General features: G+C 65.1%; 16 protein-coding genes. 4 read left to right on the forward strand and 12 right to left on the reverse strand.

Going from position 1 to position 17,500, the window contains the following annotated elements; genetic code table 11:
* Window positions 1–39: 39 nt before the first annotated feature.
* The gene (locus B4V04_RS04375; protein ID WP_498229480.1) at window positions 40–1,440 is read right to left on the reverse strand and encodes an FAD-binding oxidoreductase; all 1,401 of its coding nucleotides are present in this window, start codon (window positions 1,438–1,440) and stop codon (window positions 40–42) included.
* A gap of 147 nt (window positions 1,441–1,587) precedes the next feature.
* On the opposite strand from B4V04_RS04375, the gene B4V04_RS04380 reads away from it, so the two are divergent.
* On the forward strand, window positions 1,588–2,502 hold the full coding sequence (locus tag B4V04_RS04380; RefSeq protein WP_498229482.1) for a helix-turn-helix transcriptional regulator: 915 nt from the start codon (window positions 1,588–1,590) through the stop codon (window positions 2,500–2,502).
* A 211-nt stretch (window positions 2,503–2,713) separates the two neighbouring features.
* On the opposite strand, the gene B4V04_RS04385 is transcribed toward B4V04_RS04380, so the two are convergent.
* The 4 genes from B4V04_RS04385 to B4V04_RS04400 form a co-directional block, all read right to left on the reverse strand.
* Complete coding sequence (locus tag B4V04_RS04385) at window positions 2,714–4,075, reverse strand: aminotransferase class III-fold pyridoxal phosphate-dependent enzyme (RefSeq protein WP_498229483.1); 1,362 nt, start codon at window positions 4,073–4,075, stop codon at window positions 2,714–2,716.
* A gap of 68 nt (window positions 4,076–4,143) precedes the next feature.
* Window positions 4,144–5,841 carry a BCCT family transporter gene (locus B4V04_RS04390; RefSeq protein ID WP_498229484.1) on the reverse strand — a complete coding sequence of 566 codons (1,698 nt, stop codon included), beginning with the start codon at window positions 5,839–5,841 and terminating at the stop codon, window positions 4,144–4,146.
* 455 nt (window positions 5,842–6,296) lie between these two features.
* Window positions 6,297–6,944 carry a DUF8102 family protein gene (locus tag B4V04_RS04395; RefSeq protein ID WP_498229486.1) on the reverse strand — a complete coding sequence of 216 codons (648 nt, stop codon included), beginning with the start codon at window positions 6,942–6,944 and terminating at the stop codon, window positions 6,297–6,299.
* A 93-nt stretch (window positions 6,945–7,037) separates the two neighbouring features.
* Window positions 7,038–8,318 carry an amidohydrolase gene (locus tag B4V04_RS04400; protein WP_498229487.1) on the reverse strand — a complete coding sequence of 427 codons (1,281 nt, stop codon included), beginning with the start codon at window positions 8,316–8,318 and terminating at the stop codon, window positions 7,038–7,040.
* A 281-nt stretch (window positions 8,319–8,599) separates the two neighbouring features.
* On the opposite strand from B4V04_RS04400, the gene B4V04_RS04405 reads away from it, so the two are divergent.
* Window positions 8,600–11,710, forward strand: coding sequence for a hypothetical protein (locus B4V04_RS04405; protein ID WP_498229489.1), 3,111 nt, complete (start codon window positions 8,600–8,602; stop codon window positions 11,708–11,710).
* A 75-nt stretch (window positions 11,711–11,785) separates the two neighbouring features.
* Here B4V04_RS04405 and B4V04_RS04410 read toward each other — a convergent pair whose 3' ends face one another.
* From B4V04_RS04410 to B4V04_RS04425, 4 genes are all read right to left on the reverse strand, one after another.
* Window positions 11,786–11,977: a hypothetical protein gene (locus B4V04_RS04410; protein ID WP_498229490.1), complete on the reverse strand. Its 192-nt coding sequence runs from the start codon at window positions 11,975–11,977 to the stop codon at window positions 11,786–11,788.
* A 73-nt stretch (window positions 11,978–12,050) separates the two neighbouring features.
* Window positions 12,051–12,506, reverse strand: a complete 456-nt coding sequence (locus tag B4V04_RS04415; protein ID WP_498229492.1) for a toxin-antitoxin system TumE family protein — start codon at window positions 12,504–12,506, stop codon at window positions 12,051–12,053.
* 2 nt (window positions 12,507–12,508) lie between these two features.
* Window positions 12,509–13,036, reverse strand: coding sequence for a DUF7342 family protein (locus B4V04_RS04420; protein ID WP_498229494.1), 528 nt, complete (start codon window positions 13,034–13,036; stop codon window positions 12,509–12,511).
* Window positions 13,037–13,138: 102 nt separating this feature from the next.
* The gene (locus B4V04_RS04425; protein ID WP_498229496.1) at window positions 13,139–14,155 is read right to left on the reverse strand and encodes an NADP-dependent oxidoreductase; all 1,017 of its coding nucleotides are present in this window, start codon (window positions 14,153–14,155) and stop codon (window positions 13,139–13,141) included.
* 205 nt (window positions 14,156–14,360) lie between these two features.
* Here B4V04_RS04425 and B4V04_RS04430 point away from each other — a divergent pair, with 205 nt between their 5' ends.
* Both B4V04_RS04430 and B4V04_RS04435 read left to right on the forward strand, forming a co-directional pair.
* Window positions 14,361–14,792, forward strand: coding sequence for a DUF7344 domain-containing protein (locus B4V04_RS04430; RefSeq protein ID WP_498229498.1), 432 nt, complete (start codon window positions 14,361–14,363; stop codon window positions 14,790–14,792).
* Window positions 14,782–15,132 (forward strand): HalOD1 output domain-containing protein, encoded by a 351-nt coding sequence (locus B4V04_RS04435; RefSeq protein ID WP_498229499.1) that lies wholly within the window; start codon window positions 14,782–14,784, stop codon window positions 15,130–15,132. The genes B4V04_RS04430 and B4V04_RS04435 overlap by 11 nt, the downstream gene beginning before the upstream one ends.
* A gap of 10 nt (window positions 15,133–15,142) precedes the next feature.
* Here B4V04_RS04435 and B4V04_RS04440 read toward each other — a convergent pair whose 3' ends face one another.
* The 3 genes from B4V04_RS04440 to B4V04_RS04450 form a co-directional block, all read right to left on the reverse strand.
* Entirely contained in the window at window positions 15,143–15,589 is a 447-nt protein-coding gene (locus B4V04_RS04440; RefSeq protein ID WP_498229500.1) for a toxin-antitoxin system TumE family protein, read from the reverse strand.
* Window positions 15,586–16,161: a DUF7342 family protein gene (locus B4V04_RS04445; protein ID WP_498229502.1), complete on the reverse strand. Its 576-nt coding sequence runs from the start codon at window positions 16,159–16,161 to the stop codon at window positions 15,586–15,588. Before B4V04_RS04445 ends, B4V04_RS04440 begins: the two co-directional genes overlap by 4 nt.
* Before the next feature lie 118 nt (window positions 16,162–16,279).
* Window positions 16,280–17,407 (reverse strand): CapA family protein, encoded by a 1,128-nt coding sequence (locus B4V04_RS04450; RefSeq protein ID WP_498229503.1) that lies wholly within the window; start codon window positions 17,405–17,407, stop codon window positions 16,280–16,282.
* Window positions 17,408–17,500: the final 93 nt, after the last annotated feature.

A 17,500-nucleotide genomic window follows, 5' to 3' on the forward strand; every position in this document is an offset into this window, starting at 1 on the left:
GACGAAGTCCGCACTGCGGTTCCGGTGAGACCCGCTTCTTCAGCTGGTCGGCTCGATATTCTGGTTCAGCTGGAACAGATTCCCCGGGTCGTACTCGTCTTTGAGCGCGACCAGTCGCTCATACGCCGGGCCAAACGTCGTTCGCATCATCTCGTCGCCCTCCTCATGGAAACCAGGGAAGTTCAGGTAGACCGCTCCATCGGAGAACTGGCGCATGTCGTCGAGGCAGTCCCGGACCCACTCGACGTTGGCCTCGTCCGCCTCGGAATTCTCCCAGTTCGCTTCGACGCCGAGAAGGAACGGTGCGTGCCGGCCGGCAAAAGCGCTCTCCCCGATACCGACATCCGTAATCGCACCCCCGAGCTGCCAGACGTCGACCGTCGACAGCGGCGAGGGTGCCGCCTCGGCCCAGTATGCGATACGGTCGATGGCAGTGTCCGAAAGTCCGTCGAGGTATAGTGATTTCCAGTAGTACCGCATCCCGTCGGGGTAGTCCTCATCGAGGAGTCGTTGGAAATCGGTGTAAGGCATCGTCCCGCTGAAATCGGCGATCGGATCCGCGAACTCCCGGAGGGGCTTCAGTTCGGACTCACCCTCGTCTGCAGGGCCGGCGTAACAGCCCATGATGGCGAACTTCTGTTCGTGAACCCACTTATCAGGGAACATCTCCGCTTCCGGAAGTTCGCCGGCGAACACGAGCGTGCTGATTTCGTCGGGAGCGTTCCCAACAAACTCCTGGTAGGCCCGCAACACTTCGGTCAGCCGATCGCCTGGATAAAATACGAGGCAGGTCGCTACCTCCGGACCGACGGGGTGAAGCTCGAACTCGAATCCAGTGACGACACCGAAGTTGCCACCGCCCCCGCGCAACCCCCAGAATAGGTCTTCGTTCTCGTCGGCGCTAGTCGTCAGGTACTCGCCCGCCGCCGTGACCAGATCGAGCGAGCGGAGATTGTCACAACTCAGCCCGTATTTGCAACGGAGATGACCGATTCCGCCGCCGAGAGTCAACCCGGCAACGCCTGTGTCCGAGACCACACCGCCGGGCGTCGCGAGGTCAAATGCCTGTGTTTCGTGGTCAAGGTCCGCCCACGTGGCACCGGCCTGAACCCACGCCGTCCGTGTCTCTGGATCGATCCAGACGCCGGTCATCGCCGAGAGGTCGATGACGAGCCCATCATCGCAGACGGCCGTACCGGCGACGTTGTGCCCGCCGCCACGCACCGCCACGAGAAGGTCGGCCTCGCGGACGAAGTTCACGGCACTGATCACGTCGGCGGTGCCCGCGCACCGCGCTATGGCCCCCGGACGTTTGTCGATCATTCCATTCCAGACGGCGCGGGCGTCGTCGTAGTCGGGATCGTCGGGGCGGATTAGGTCTCCGTGGAATCCGGCTTCGAACTGTGCGAGCTGTTCTTCGTCGATCTCTCGCTTTGCCATACCGTGTCGAAGGACTGCCTGGGATTTGGCCTCACCTATCAAGCAGCGTTCGACGGCGTGAACAGCGTTTCAGCACGTGAGACGTGTTTCAATTCGTGACAGGAAGAGTTACGATCTGTGCGCTCGTATCTTCACAGAAGGGTAATCATGGAGCCCGAAAAAGACGAACCGGACTCCGGAGACTCGACTCCACTACCGGGATCACCGGTCATAGAGGCGCTCCTGGAGAACGAGCGAAACAGGCAGCATCTCGGAGAGCGACTGAACGCGGCGGGCGACCGCGTCGACACGGATCTGCTCGGTGACATCGTCCGGCATGGGCCAGTACTAGAAGCGCTTCGTCAGGAGCCACTCGACCGCGGAGAGATTGAAGAGCGTCTCGACGTCTCGCGGGCAACGAGTCACCGCTTCACGCAGTGGCTCGACAAGCAGAGTTTCGTCGAGAGAGTCGATGGTCGGTTTCAGTTGACCGGGCGGGGTGAGGCCGTCGCCGACGAGGTGCTCCGGTTCGAGGCGAACGTGCGAACCGTCCACCGGCTGGCGCCGCTGCTGGATCGGATCTGTGGAGACCACCAGGAGTTCGTCGTCGAACCGTTCGTCGACGCGACGGTCACCGTTGCCAAGCCGGACGATCCGTACCGGCCGGTCGAGCGGTTCATCTCGCTGGTGGAGGAATCGGGTACATTCCGCGGCTTCAATACGACGCACATGGCACCGCTTGCCTTGGGTGAATTTCATCAGCGGGTGTTCGACGGAACCGACACCGAGATCATTTACCTGCCCCACACCGTCGAGAAACTGTTTGAGACGTATCCGACACAGGCGGCCGAAGCGATCGAAAGAGGACACCTGACACTTCGGACGCGTGACAAGCTTCCCTACGGACTCGCCATTTTCGACGAGCGTGTGGGGATCGGTGGGTACGATGAATCGACGGGGCAGATGCAGGTGTTTGTCGACGCGGCGTCACCCATCGCTCGGGAGTGGGCCGAGCGCGTCTACGCGTCGGTCAGCGCTGACTCCGAACCGCTCGCTGACGAACGAATCGATTCGATCCACTGAGATCGTTTCGCTGGGCGCTTCATCGGTCGCAGGGGGAGGAACGGAGATGGCTTTGCTGCACTCATCCTCTGTATCTCGCAAGGTGTTCCTAACAGACGTGCGAGAGATGCAGACCGAATCCGGTCTGCGGGTACTCCCTACTGACCGAAACGAGTCAGAGAGTATCACCGGATGAAGACGGTACCAAACCCGCACTGCTGGGTTCAGATTCTCAGTTCGCCGCCGCGCTCGCGCTGACGGCGTCGACCGCGTCGAGGAAGATCCCCGTGCCGAGCGCGATCTCGCGTTCGGTCGCGTCCAGGGGCGGCAACAGCCGGATCGTCTTCTTCCCGCAACCGAGCGTGAGGAGGCCGCGGTCGAGGGACGCCTCGACGACGGCCGAGCGTCGCTCCGCCGTGTCGAACTCCACCGCGAGCATCAGCCCCTTGCCGCGGACGTCGACGACGGTGTCGGGCGCGTCGTCGCGGAGGAGCTCTCGCGCCTGGCGGCCTCGACGGGTCGCGTTGGCCAGCAGGTCGTGTTCCTGAATCGCCTCCAGCGTGAACGCCCCCATCATCGAGCCGAGGAGGTCGCCGCCGCCGAACGTCGAGCCGAGGCGGTTCTTCTCCGACGGGAACACCTCCGACCGGGAGATCGTCGCGCCGACGCGCAGCGCCTTCGCGCTCGCGATGACGTCCGGCTCGATGGCGTAGTGGTCGGACGCCCACATCTCGCCCGTCCGACCGACGCCCGACTGGATCTCGTCGACGACGAGCGGGATGTCGTACTCGTCGGTGACGGCCGCGACCTCGTCCATGAACGCCTCGCTGGGGAAGCGGTAGCCGCCGACGCCCTGGATCGGTTCGAGCGTCAGGAAGGCGATCTCCGCGGGGTCGACGTGGCCGCCCTCGGGCGCGAGCATGCTCCGGAGCCGCGAGCCGCCGCCCGCGAAGAAGCCGCAGTCGCAGCTCGCGGCGTCGCAGCCGCGGTCCGCGCAGAACGGCACCGTCTCGATGCCGCTGATCTCGGGGTAACGGCGCGTGTACACGTCCTTCGACTTCGTCAGCGAGAGCGTCCCCAGCGTGCGGCCGTGGAAGCTCCCGTCGAAGGCAACCCCGTACTTCGCGGGCGCGCGGTGGTCGTGCGTGATCTTCATCGCGTTCTCCATCGCCTCGGCGCCAGAGTTCGAGAGGAAGACGGTGTCCATCCCGTACTGGCTGGAGACGTCGGTCAACCGGTCCATGAGGTGGCTCGACCCCGGGAAGTCGGCCTCCTCCGGGCTCGGGCCGGAGCCGAAGTACATGTCCTGCCCGGCGATCTTCATCGGCTCCACGAGGTCGAACTCGCGGAGCTTCGAGAGCACCTTCTCGTTGTTGTAGCCGAGCGGCGCGGCGCCGATGTGACAGGTGAAATCGAGGAGGACGTTGCCGTCGACGTCGGTGACGAAGGGCCCGTCGGCCTCGCGGGTCACGTCCCAGACGAACTCGTGGGAGTACTCGCTGGGCGCGGAGTGCGACTGGTGGAACTCGACCCAGCGCTGCGCGTTCGGGCCGGGGAGCGCGTCCGCGGCGGGTTCCGCCGTATCCCTATCCATACACAGATTATGTATACACCGTACATTAAAACTTGGTAAAATGGCACCGAAACGGGACGCGCGGGCCGTCAGTCGTCGTCTGATCCGGCGGACTCGACGGGCCCGGACCGGGAGTCGGTGTCACGGGACGACCCCCACAGCACGGTCTCCTCCTGTAAGAGCACCTGGTCGTAGTGCTTGCCGAAGTCCTTGATCAGCGCCAGCATCGCGAGGAAGCAGACGAAGGCGAACGGCGTGCCGGTGATGATCGCCGCCTGCTGGAGCGTGTTCGCGCTGCCGGTGCCGCCGAGGATCATCAGGATCGCCGCGGTCATCCCGAGGACGACGCCCCAGAAGATCCGGTTGATGTTGGACGGCTTGGCCTTCCCGCCGGTGGTCATCATCGAGACGGCCAGCGTCGAGGAGTCCGCCGACGTGACGAAGAACGTCGTCACGAGGATCATGAACGCGTAGATCAGCACGGAGCCGACCGGGATCGTCATCGACGCGCCCCCGAGGTTCAACGTGAAGTTCAGCGCCTCGAACAGGATGAACCCGGACACCTCCGCCCCGGCCTCGCCGGAGATCACCGCGCCGAAGTCGGCGATGCCGTTGTGCTGCGCCCACACCGCGGTGCCGCCGACGAAGGTGAACCACGGGATGGTCGCGCCGGAGGTCGCGACGATCCCCGTGAACGCGACCTCGCGGACGGTGCGCCCCTTGGAGATGCGCGCGATGAACAGCCCCGCGAACGGCGACCACGAGAGCGCCCACGCCCAGTAGAACACCGTCCACGCGTTCATCCAGCCGGTCGCGCTCGCGTCGCCCGCGCCCATCGGCCCGGCGCCGGTGAAGAGGCTCATCGAGACGAAGTCGGCGACCATGCCGCCGAACGCCTGCGTCCCGAGCAGCACGAGGAACAGCGTCGGGCCCACGACGAACGTCACGAACATGAGCGCGACGAACAGGATCATGTTGAAGTTCGAGAGCCGCCGGATCCCCTTGTCGACCCCGAGCACCATCGAGGTCGTAAAGAGGAGCGTCATCATGGTGACGACGAGCAGGATACCCAGATCGCCCATGTTGATCCCCCACTGGTAGTCGAGCCCGGTGACGAACTGGCTCCCGATGAACCCGAGCGAGGTGGCGACGCCGCCGATCGTCGCGAAGACGGCGAGGATGTCGATGACCTTCGCGGCCGGGCCGTCAAGGTTGTCGGCGCCGAGGATCGGCGTCAGCGCCGAGGAGACGCGCAGCGGGACGTTCTCGTAGTTGTACGCGAAGTAGCCGATCGCGATGCCCATGATGGTGAACACCGCGAGCTGCGGCAGCGCCCAGTGGAACAGCGTCTGCTGGACGGCGACCGTCATCGCCTGCGCCGAGCCCCCCTCGACGCCGCTGAACAGCGGTGAGGGGTTGTTGTAGTAGAACAGCGCCTCGGTCGGGCCCCAGAAGACGACGCCGGCCGCGAACCCGGCCGAGTACAGCATCGCGAAGAAGGAGAGGAAGCTGTACTCCGGGTCCTCGTCGCCGAGCTTGATTCCCCCCCACGGTCCCACGATCAGGAAGAGCAGGAAGAGGACGATCAGGAAGACGATCAGCAGCAGCGCCCAGTTGAACGCACCCAGCAGCTGGTCGTTCAGCGACGAGATCCCGCTCTCGACGGCGGACGGGCTGATGAAGAACGCGGCGATCACGCCCACCGTCAACAGGGCGCCGAACGCGAAGACGATCGGGTCGATCTCATCGCGGAACTCGTCGAACACGCCCGAATCGGAGCCGCTCATGAGAGGCCACCTCCGCGACGGCGACCACTACTCGGTCCACGGTGCCTCCGCCGGTCGAGTACCATGCCACGTGCTGGCATGCACGGTGGATCGAATGTATACACAATAAGTGTTTCTCAAGATGCGAGAATATAACCGTATTATGTATACTGTATATATGTTCAACACAATCTGTATCGAACCCGTACGTTGGCGATATCAACGGTGTTTGCCGAAATATACTGGACGATCGAAGACATATAGCTGACATACCCAAAACATCGTCCCAAACCGCATCGGGACTTGGACGGTTCCGATTCGACTCCGAGCCGGCTCTTCGGCGAGCGATCGACCGCCGATCAGTCGTGTGTCATCGATATTCGTTACCGCGAAAGAGGGGATCGTCCCGCGCCGAGTGAGGAGAGAAGAGGCGGACGCCGTCGGCCGATCAGTCCGGCAGCATCAGTTAATCAGCTTCAGTTCGTCAGCTCTTCGAGCGTGCGCTCGTGAGAGGTGGCGCTCTCCGTCAGCTTCTCGGCGAACTCGTCGACGCGGTCTTTGATCTCCTCGCCGGCCTCCTCCGGCGAGAACGACTCCGACATGGTCAGCAGGCGGACGAACGCGCGGAGCTCCTCGTCCGTGAGCTCCGCGAACTCGTCGTCTTCGAGCTTCGCGACCACCTCGTCGACGTCGATCTGGCCGACCGGTTCGACGTTGAACTCCACGTTGACCATGCGGTAGTTCGACCCGGCGAGCCGCTGTTCCGCCTTGCCGACGCCCTCAGAGAGCATGTCCTTGAACGGGGTGTGGTACCCCATCGTGCCGAGGTGGAGGAACGCGAGCATGTCGGTGATCCCCTGCGTGTACGCCTCGCGGTCCTCGTCGTCCGGGTCGAACACCGTCTTCCGGTCGCGCTCCTCCAGACATTCGAAGAGGATGCTGAAATCGAGGATGGCGTTCCGAACGCGGCGGCGGATCCGGTTCCGCTTCTGTTTCCGCGAGTGGTCCGTGTAGTCCGTCTTGCGTCCGAGCAGAAAGTCACGGTCGGAGGGCGTGAGGATCCCGCGAGGCCGGTCCGACTCGGCCGCCGCCTCCAGCGACTCCGGCACGTCGTTCTGGCTCATGGCCCGAATACCGGGGGCCAGCGGATTAACGGTACTGGTTGTGCCAACGAGTCCCGCCCGTCGACCGGTCCCGCCCCTCCAGCCAGCCTCCCGCTACGGCCGCCGTCGCGACAGCTCGACGAACGCGTCCGACAGCAGCGCGACGCCGATCCCGAGGCTCTCCTCGTCGATGTCGAACGTCGGGGTGTGGTGGCTCGTCGGGTGGTCCGTCCCGACGATGAGGTACGAGGCGAGCCCGCCCGACTCCTGGACCCGTTGCATCAGGTAGGTGGCGTCTTCGCTCACGCCGAACTCCTCGGACGGAATCACGCGCTCGACGCCGTCGACGTCCCACGCGACGTTGCCGACGACCTCCCGGAGCGCCGGGTGGCTGTCGACGCACGGCGACTCGCTGATCACGCGCGGTGCGACGTCGCAGTCGTGCAGCTCGGCGGCGGCGTAGAGGACCCGTTCGAGCTCGGTGCGCGCGTACGTCATCAGCGCGGTCGTCTCGCCGCGGACCTCCGCCTCGATCGTCACCTCCTCGGCGATGACGTTGCTCGCGGAGCCGCCCTCGATCCTGCCGACGTTCACCCGCGTCGCCCCGTCGCGGTGGCGCGCGATCCCGTACGCGTTCTGGATCGCGGCCGCGGCGGCCTGCATCGCGTTGGCCCCCTCGTTGGGCGCCTTCCCCGCGTGCGCGCTCGCCCCCTCGAAGGTCGCCGTCAGGTGCGCCATCGCCAGCGGACCCTCCACGCCGGCGACGATCTCGCCGGTCGGGTGGCCGAGCCCGACGTGGAGCGCGAACAGGTAGTCGACCCCGTCGAGGTGGCCGCTCTCGGCCATCGCCTTGCCGCCGCCGGAGATCTCCTCCGCCGGCTGGAAGAACACCCTGAGCGTCCCCTCGAAGTCGCTCTCTTTGATCGCCTCGATCGTGCCGAGCGCGATCGCGAGGTGCGCGTCGTGACCGCAGGCGTGCATGTAGCCGTCGTGTTCGGACCGGAACCCCGCCGCCGCCGGCCGGTGGTCGGGCTCGTCCGACTCGTGGATCGAGATCGCGTCCAGATCGACGCGCAGGCCGATACAGGGCCCCTCGCCCTGCGAGAGCGTCGCGACGACGCCCGTGTGGCCGCCCGCCGTCCGTTCGAGGAGGTCCTCGCTGACCCCCGCCTCACGGGCGCGGTCGAGCCACGGCCGGATCTCGTCGTCGTCCGGGACGGCCATCCGCTCGTCCGTCGCGAGCGCCTCGCGGCCGACCGCGATCTCGTCGACGCCGATCCGTTCGAGCTCCTCGACGACGCGGGCGGTCGTCCGGAACTCGCGCCACCCCGGCTCCGGAATGCGGTGGAACGCCCGCCGGAGGTCGCTCAGTCTGGCTCGCGCGTCGTGGGACATCTGTCCGGAGGGAAAGCGGTCAGGCTACTTAACCTTGACAGGCTGCTACGGTCGAAGCGGTGGATTCTGGGGATTAGTCCACCGACGCTTGCACGAAGCGTACCGACCCCCGGCCCCGTTTTCTCGGTCGCTGTCGTCGACCGCCTCGACGACGAGAGCGAGCCGGCAGTTAATATGACCGTTAAATCTTGAAATAAACTAATACACAGTTGGAAATGTCATTCAATTTATCACATGAATTATAATGAACTTTATTATGCTCTAATAAACTAGTTGACAACATGGCGGATCAATTAGCGGGGCGGACGCCCGCCTCACACGAATGGACGGAGCTCGAACTGCCGTCGGCGGCGTCTGATCGGGTCGTCCTCGCGTCCATCGACACGTACGCCGGTCACAACACCGCCGACGTCCGCATGCGGAACGCCGACGCAAAGACGGTAGAGCTGTTCGTCGAGGAGGAGCGATCCGCGGACGACGAGACCAGACACGACGTCGAGGAGATCGGATTCTTCGCGACCGACACCGGACCGGTGACGGACCGCTCGGGGACAACCATCGGCGAGGCTGGAGTCGTCACGACCGACCAGACCGACGAGGGCGAGTGGCACACCGTCAGCCTAGAACGGGACTTCACGAGCCCGGTCGCGTTCGCGCAGGTGATGAGCTACAACGGCTCGGACCCGTGCCACGTCCGGCTTCGATCGGTCAGCGGCGGCTACAGTTCCGGGTTCGAGTTCCAGATCGAGGAGTGGAATTACCTCGACGGCCAGCACACCACCGAGCGGATCGGGTACGTCGTGCTGGAGTGGGGGACCCACCAACTCGACGGCGGCGTCCCGCTCGTGGTCGGGACGAGGTCTGAGACACATGCCTGGTCGGACGCCCTCTTCGGCTCGGACCTCGGAACCGACCCGGTCCTCATCACGCGGTGTCAGACCCGCAACGGCAGCCACGAGGTCGTCACGCGGAACCGCCGCGTCTCCGGGTCCGGTGCGGCGGTCCGGCTGCAGGAGGAGGAGGCACGCGGCGGCACCCACGTAAGCGAGACGGTGGGATACCTCGCGATGCCACAGGTTCACTCGGCGATGCCCGCCGAGCACGTCGCCACGACCCACGAGGTGGCGAACGTCCGGTTCTCCGGGAGCAAACCGTCCGACCCGGTCGTGGTCGCGTCGATCGACACGTACAACGGGACCGACACCGCCGACGTCCGACTGCGGAACCTCCACCGCGGTGGAATGGAGCTGTTCGTCGAGGAGGAGGCCTCGAGGGACGACGAGATGAACCACAACGAGGAGCTGATCGGCTACCTCAGAACCGGAACCGGGCCGTTGTACGACGACGAGGGAACCCGGATCGGTGAGGCAGGCGTGTACACCACCGACCAGCCGGGGACCGGGCAGTGGCACGCGATCGATCTCGACGGGAGCTACGCGAACCCGGTCGCGTTCGCGCAGGTGATGAGCTACAACGGCTCGAACCCGTGTCACGCCCGCGTCCGGAACGTCTCGGGGGGTCGGTTCGAGTTCCAGATCGAGGAGTGGGACTACCTCGACGGCAGACACGACGAGGAGGATATCGGGTACGTCGTCGTCGAGGAGGGGGTCCACGACCTCGCGGGCGGCGAAACCGTCGAAGTCGGGACGACGCGGGGCGACGACGGCTGGACGAACGTCGGGTTCAGCGGCCCGGTCGGGGACAGCCCGATCCTGGTGTCGCGATCGCAGACGTATAACGGGACGAACGAGATCGTCACGCGACACCGGAATGTGTCGGCGAGCGGCGCAGAGATCCGCGTGCAGGAAGAACAGGACCGCGACGACGAGCACAACACGGAGACGATAGGGTACGTCGCCGCACCGCGGAGCACGCCGAACGTGACGACGGGGCTCGTGGAGGCGACCGAGGAGTGGACCGAGAGCCGGTTGGCCGGCGTGCCGTCGACCGACCCGGTCGTACTCGCGTCGGTCGAGACGTTCAACGGCGGCGACCCGGTCGGGGTTCGGATGCGCGACGTCGGCTCCAGCGGGTTCGAGCTGTTCCTCGAAGAGGAGGACTCCACCGGCGACGGGACGGCCCACACGATCGAGGACGTCGCGATCTTCGCGACCACTGCGGGGAGAATTCACGACCGCTCCGGACACGCGATCGGTGAGGCCGGCGTGCTCGAGACCGACCAGCCCGACGCCGGCACCTGGCACACCGTGTCGCTCGAAGGCCGGTACACCGACCCGGTCGCGTTCGCCCAACTCATGACGTACAACGGGGAGCACCCGTCGCACACCCGCATCCGGAACGTCGAGTCCGACTCCTTCGACCTCAAGATCGAGGAGTGGAACTACCTCAACGGCCCCCACGTCACCGAGCGAATCGGGTACGTCGTCCTGGAGGATGGCGTCCACGAACTCGAGGGCGATATCCCTATCGAGGCCGGCACCACGGATGCCAACCACGAGTTCGACACCGACGACGATAACGACTACTCGTATACCGAGCCGTTCGAGTGCAACCCGGTACTCGTCAGTCACTGCCAGACCTACAACGGATGGCACCAAATCGTCACGCGAAATCGCAACGTGAACAGGCACGGCGCCGATGTCCGGGTCCAAGAGGAGAAGAACCGCGACGGAGTCCACACCGAAGAAACGATCGGATACCTGGTCGCGCCACAGCTCGTGCTCGGCAATCGCCGGCCGATCGACGAGTTCCGCCCGAGTTGCCACGGCTTCGGATTCGACAACTCGTTCCATGAGATGCCGGACATCCCGAACCTTCCTGGGAACATTGACAACCAGATCGAGGACATCGACCTTGCGGATATCGACCAGAGCTACGGGCTGTGCGGCGGGATGTCGCTGGCTGCCAAGGACTTCTTCATGCACGACCGCCAGATCCCGCCGGGCGAGAACACGCCCCAGTCCGGGCGACTGTTCGACTACCTCTGGGAGCGCCAGCTCGACACGTTCGACCACGCCAGCGGGTGGGACGACCTCCGGAAGTTCGTCAACTTCTACCTCCCGTCCACGTTCACGCGCGGCCGGTCCGTCTCGGAGTTCCGCCGAGTGAAGGACGCGCTCGACACCGGCCGACCCGTCGTGGTCGGACTGGTGTACGTCCGCCTCGGTAACGGCCAGCTCTGGGACAACCACCAGGTGCTCGCGTACGACTACACCGAGTCGGGCGGCAAGACGTACATCAACATCTACGACCCGAACTGTCCCAACGACAACGACGTCGTCGTTCGCGTCGACGTCGAGGACCGATCCTGGCCGCTACCCGGCTCCAAAATCAACGCCGGCCAGTGGCGCGGCACCAGTAAGGAGCACAACGTGATCGGAATGATCTACATGGACAAGCCGGCCCAGAACCCACCACAGGGCCTCGGATAGCCTGACTAAACCGGGTCTTTCCGGGCCGTCGACGACGTTTTCGCGCGCGCTCGATATCGATCGTGGAGGAATTCGTCAGCCGAACTCCCCCTCTTCTACCAAGGTCCGCGTGACCTCGCTTCCGAAGAAGTCCAGTTCGATCACCCGTCCACACGTCGGACACGCGTATTCGACTTCGGTGCCGAACTCCTCTCTGGCATACATCTCGACAGCGCTGTGCCCCGCCCCGCACTCGACCGGTTCGACTTGTTTTCGCTTCTCGCTCATAGTTCATGTTATGTGTTACCATACTTCGTCATAAATATAGGCACGAGCAGAGGATTCGGGCGAAAGGACGGCCTCAGTCGGGGGAGGATGCCGACCAGAGTTTTTCGATCCGCCGGTCGATGGCATCGAACACGGTCGAGTAGACCTCCAGCGGATGGAGCGACGGGAGTTCGAGATCCGAGACCGAAGCGCCCGTCGGCGGTTCGTGAAAGTGGACCCGAGTGTTGTGCGTGTTCGGGTGTCGGTCCCAGCGACACTCCCACTGGCCAGTATCCCGAACTTCGAGGTAGTGCAGCGAGAAGTCGTCAGTCGTGAACCACCGGGCGTCAATCTGTGACGTCGTTACCGACTCGGGGTATCGATCCGCGTCAAGCGACGCACGAAGGAGCCGCGGTTCATATGGGTCCGGTTCGAACTGGATCTCGGCAACCAGTGGATCGGCCGACAGCTGTCGCTCAAGCAAGCGTAGTGTCTGTCGATCGGGAGGGCCAGTCGACTCAGGTGTTGAATCGTCTGCAGGAGGGTCCATACTTAGGCGGGGATCAGGTGGCCGTCATTCTCCGAGAGCTGGCGCGCAAGTTCGTACAGCCGGATATCTCGAATGACCCCCTTCCACTCGCTCACCGCTGTCATTCGGTCGTGGATCGTCTCGTGGTCAGCGGCTTCGAACACGGAGATAGTATCTGGATCGGCGGTTCCGAACCGGTCCTCGTAGTCGGATCGCCGTTCTTCGAGTGTTGCGACGCGGTCGACGATCTCGTCGACAGAGAGATCAGCAGCGATCCGGCTCGCGTCCTGCCATTCGAGGTAGCCATCGTTTCGTTCGTACGTCGCCGGCCGATGCTCTCGATTGGCGCGAGCGATACCCATCTCTGCCAGCCGATTGAGATGCTTTTTCGCCGCGTTGGGAGAGCAGTCCGCGAGCTCTGCGATATCAGTGTACGCTGTCGGCGACGTGAGTCCGAGAACGACGTCGTAGACACGCCCGAACGTGTCTGAGCCCTCGCGCCATCGAGACCGATCAGTCCCCGATTCCGGAGCCGGATCGAAGTCGCTCATACCACCACGTACGCGCTGATTGTCAATATATCTTTGTGTTACTCAGATATATGAGTCAGGCGACGCCGAGAGGGGGCGCCAGCGTCTCTGATCGCCGTCTCGCTACTCCGCCGTCGACACCCGCACCACCTGCTTCCCGACGTTGTCGCCGGCGAACAGTCCGAGGAAGGCGTCGGGCGCGTTCTCCAGCCCGTCGACGATCGTCTCGCGGTGTTCGAGTTCGTCGCTCGCCACCCACTGTCCGAGCCGCTCGCTGGCCTCGCCGAACCGGCTCGCGAAGTCGCTCACGAGCAGCCCCTCCACCCGCGCCCGCGTCGGGATCAGTCCCGGGAGCTTCCGCGGGCCGGTCGGCGTCTCCTCGTCGTTGTAGTGGGCGATCTGCCCGCAGACGGCGACGCGCGCGTCGAGGTTCAATCGCGTGAACACGGCGTCCGTGATCGGGCCGCCGACGTTGTCGTAGTAGACGTCCACGCCCTCCGGCGCGGCCTCGTCGAGCGCGGCGCGGAAGTCGTCGGTCGTTCGGTAGTTGATCGCGGCGTCGAAGCCGAGCTCGTCGGTGAGCCACGCCGTCTTCTCGTCGGAGCCGGCGAACCCGACCACGCGACAGCCCGCGCGCTTCGCGATCTGTCCGACGACCGAGCCGACCGCGCCCGCGGCGCCCGAAACGACGACCGTGTCGCCGGGCTTCGGCTCGCCGACCTCCAAGAGGCCGAAGTAGGCGGTCCGGCCGGGCATCCCGAGCACGCCGAGGTAGGCCTCGGGGTCGGCGACAGACGGGTCCACGGGCGCGACGTCGTCGGCGTCGAGCGTCGCGTAGTCGGCCCACCGCCCCTCGCCCGTGACGAGATCGCCCGCGTCGTACGTGTCGCTCGCGCTCTCGATCACCTCGCCGACGACCCCGCCCCTGAGGGGGTCGCCGACGGCCCACGGCTCGGCGTACGACTCGGCGTCGCGCATCCGGCCGCGCATGTACGGGTCCACCGAGAGGAAGCGGGTGCGGACGAGGAGCTCGCCCGGCGCCGGGGAGGGGACGTCGGTCTCGCGTAGTTCGAAACAGTCCAGGTCGGGCTCGCCGGTCGGGCGCTCGGCGAGCAGCCACTCGCGGTTGGTGTCCGTCACGGTCGCCGTTGTCGACTGCGGCCCAATAGCGTTTGGACGCCAGCAGGGAGCGGGGTCGACGTGGATGAGTTACAGAGCCGGCAAGGAATATCCCAGCGCGTGGGATTCCCCCTCGCTCGGCGCGAGGAGGACGTCAACACATTCTCGTGTCATCATACGACAAACTGACAAAATACTTTAATATCTCATCCTCCATCGGAGCATAATGACAGAAAAAGTGGATACTGACGACGAGAGCCCACCGACCGAGGTCCCATTTCCACCAGAGATACTGGAGTTAGATCACGTCTACGAGGTGTTGAGCCACTCTCGCCGTCGGTATCTCTGTTACTCGCTTCTCGCGGACTCGGAGTGGTCGCTGACCGATCTGGCGACGAAGATCGCCGTCTGGGAGAACGACGTCCCCGAGCACGCGGTCACCGATCACCAGCGGGAGCGGGTGTACGTCTCTCTCTATCACGCCCACGTCCCCAAGTTGGTCGAGGAAGGAGTCATCGCCTTCGACGAGGCGAACGAGACGATCGCACCCGCCGAGAACGCCGACCAAGTCTTGACGGCGCTCGAAGGGGCGGGGGCGAGTCTCGACAGCCGACAGGAGACGCACGCGCGCGGAGAGATGGCCGGCGATGATCGATAGGGATGACGCCGACGGCGGCGACGATTCCGCCCTCGACCGAGACACACACTGGCGGGAAGCCGCGCAACGACTGTACGAACCCGACCGAGACGGCGGGCTCGCGACGGCGATCGTCTTCGCCATCGCGGACGCCGACGGGGTCGCTCCGAGCGAGGTGAGATCCCCGCCGCTGTACGAGGTCGTCGACGTGGCCGGGATCGAGCAAGCGTTCTTCGGTTCGAACGCGGACGTGGGCAGTCGGAACGGGACGGGAAGCGTCGATTTTCGCTACGGCGGATATCTCGTCAACGTCAGGAGCGACGGCTGGATTCAGGTCTGCGAGCCGACCGAGGAGAACTGATATCGAACCGTCATCCGTCCCAGAATCCACGCTGTCGATCGTCGATCTCGGAGAGGGTCATTGAAAGAACGTCCCGCCAGTCCGCCGGATGCGAGGCGTTCTCGCCCGGGGTGGGTGCGTCCGGTCCCGGATGAACGTGATCGCGAGCGTTGTGGTCGGAGGGATGTCTGTCCCATCGGTGGTCGTATTCCGATTTCTCGTGCTCTTCGTGATAGTGAAGCGAAAAGTCGCCGTTTTCGTACCAGACGATCTCCAATCGGGCGGCCACCACGGTTTCGGGGTACAGTTGCGGGTCGTACTCGCACAGCAGTCGTTCGGGAGCGTACGCCGGGTACGCGTCAATGTGAGTGAACCGGTCGCCGGTGGTGAGTCGATCGCGGACAGTGTCCAGTCGGTCGAAATCAATCGGCGCGCCGGGATCGGGATTGGACGTATCCTCGTCGCGTCCGTCCGTCATACGGCCGGTCGCGAGTCAGTAGCATCGTCGGGTGCCGTCGAAAGCGCTCGTTCGAGAAGCGTCACCCGACGACGGGTCGTTCGCCACATTGAGAGGCGCTTCCAGACTGCCTCGACAGTTCGGTCGGTCTTCGCAGCGTACTCTGTGATCGACACGTCGTCGGGGGACGTCGCGTCGAACTCCGCTTCGAACTCCGCCATGCGATCCACTTCCGTCTGCAGGAGATCGACGAGCTCGTCGGGAGCGTGCGCAGTTCGGAGCGTCTGAACGCGCCGCCAGTTCAGGTACTCCTGGTTGCGTTCGTAGGTCGCTGGCGACGCCGTCACCTGCGTCACCACGCCCAACCGTTCGAACCACTCCAAGTACTCGCGCGCGGCGTCCACGCCGTGTCCCGCGAGGTCTGCCACATCGCTCGCGGTCGCGGGGGCGTCGAGTCCCAGCACCGCGTCGAGGAAATCGTCTCGCGTTCGCTCACCGCGGACGAGTTCGGACGGTGGCGACAGCGCGTCGAACTCCGGTACCTCGCCACGCTCGTCAGGACCGGCAGTGAGCTCGGGGCGCGGGTCGTCCATAGCAGATATCACGGCCAGGTGCGGAATAAATCTTTGTACTGCTGAATATTCCGTCTTTTGTCTCACCAGAGTGAATCGCTCGGGAGTTCTCGCCGATTGAGCGCTACTCTCGATCGACTCAATTCTCACCGAGCGGGATCGACAGTCCACCGTCCGTGTGCTCGACGCTGGTTCCGAACGCCGCGGAGCGCTCGGCGACGGTGTCGCGCACCCACTCGGCGATCTCGGGGCTCGCGAGCGTCGCCGCCTCATCGACGATCGCGGTCGGCTCGACGAACAGCTCGTCGAGGTCGCCATCGCGGACGACCAGCTCGAAGAGCGCGCTGCGCTTGTTGTGGACGCCCTGCCGGTCGACGTAGTCGACGTAGTCGTCGACGAAGTCGCCTGCGTCGTAGACGATCGGCCGCCCCTCGTACACCTCGACGCCCTGGAGCACGTGCGCGCTGTGGCCGTGGACGACGTCGACCCCCTGATCGACGAGCCACCGTCCGAACCGCTCGTGGACGCGCCGCGGTTCGGTCTCCCAGTTCGCGCCCCAGTGCAGCGAGGCGACGACGAGGTCCGGATCGTGGCTCCGAGCGCTCTCGAGCACCCCCTCGACGAGCGACCGGGTCGCGGGGACCGAGGGGTCGAGCGTCGCGTAGGCGGTGCCCGGTTCCGCGTGGGTCGCGGCGAACGCCTCTGCCTGGTCGGTGAGGCCGAACGCCGCGACCGTGAGGTCGCCCGCCGCGAACACCGCGGGCTCGAGCGCGGTCTCGAGATCGGTTCCGGCGCCGGCGTGGGCGATGCCGGCGTCGTCGAGATGGGTTCGCGTGTCGCGGAGCGCGGGCTCCCGGAAATCGAGGACGTGGTTGTTCGCGAGCGAGACGAACGAGGTCCCGGCGGCGTCCAGCGCCGGGATCGCGAAGTCGGGGTCCGACCGGAAGTAGTACACCTTGTCCGGCCACTGCGTGCCGCCCTCGGAGACGCAACACTCCAAGTTGCCCACGAGCCCGTCGAGCTCCACGAGGCGTGATAGCGTCGACCCCCAGACGCCGGCGGGATCGTCGTCGGCCCAGCGGTCGTTGACGCTGCGCCCGAGCATGAGGTCGCCGACGAATCCGAGCCGCGCGTCGACGTCGGGGGCGTCGAGGTCGCCGCGCTCGCTCTCGGTCCCCGTGCGACGATCGGACGGACGGACGGCGCAGCCGGCGGTCCCGGCCAGTCCGACGACGCCCGACGCAAGCAGGGTTCGGCGGGTTCGCATCGCTCGTGGTTTCGGTGAGAGGGAGTTTGAATTCACCGACCGAGCAGTGAGGGCGACGGGCTACTGTTAGCTACCAGTACTATTGGTCTATTC

It is taken from the genome of Halorubrum sp. B52, assembly GCF_059752555.1.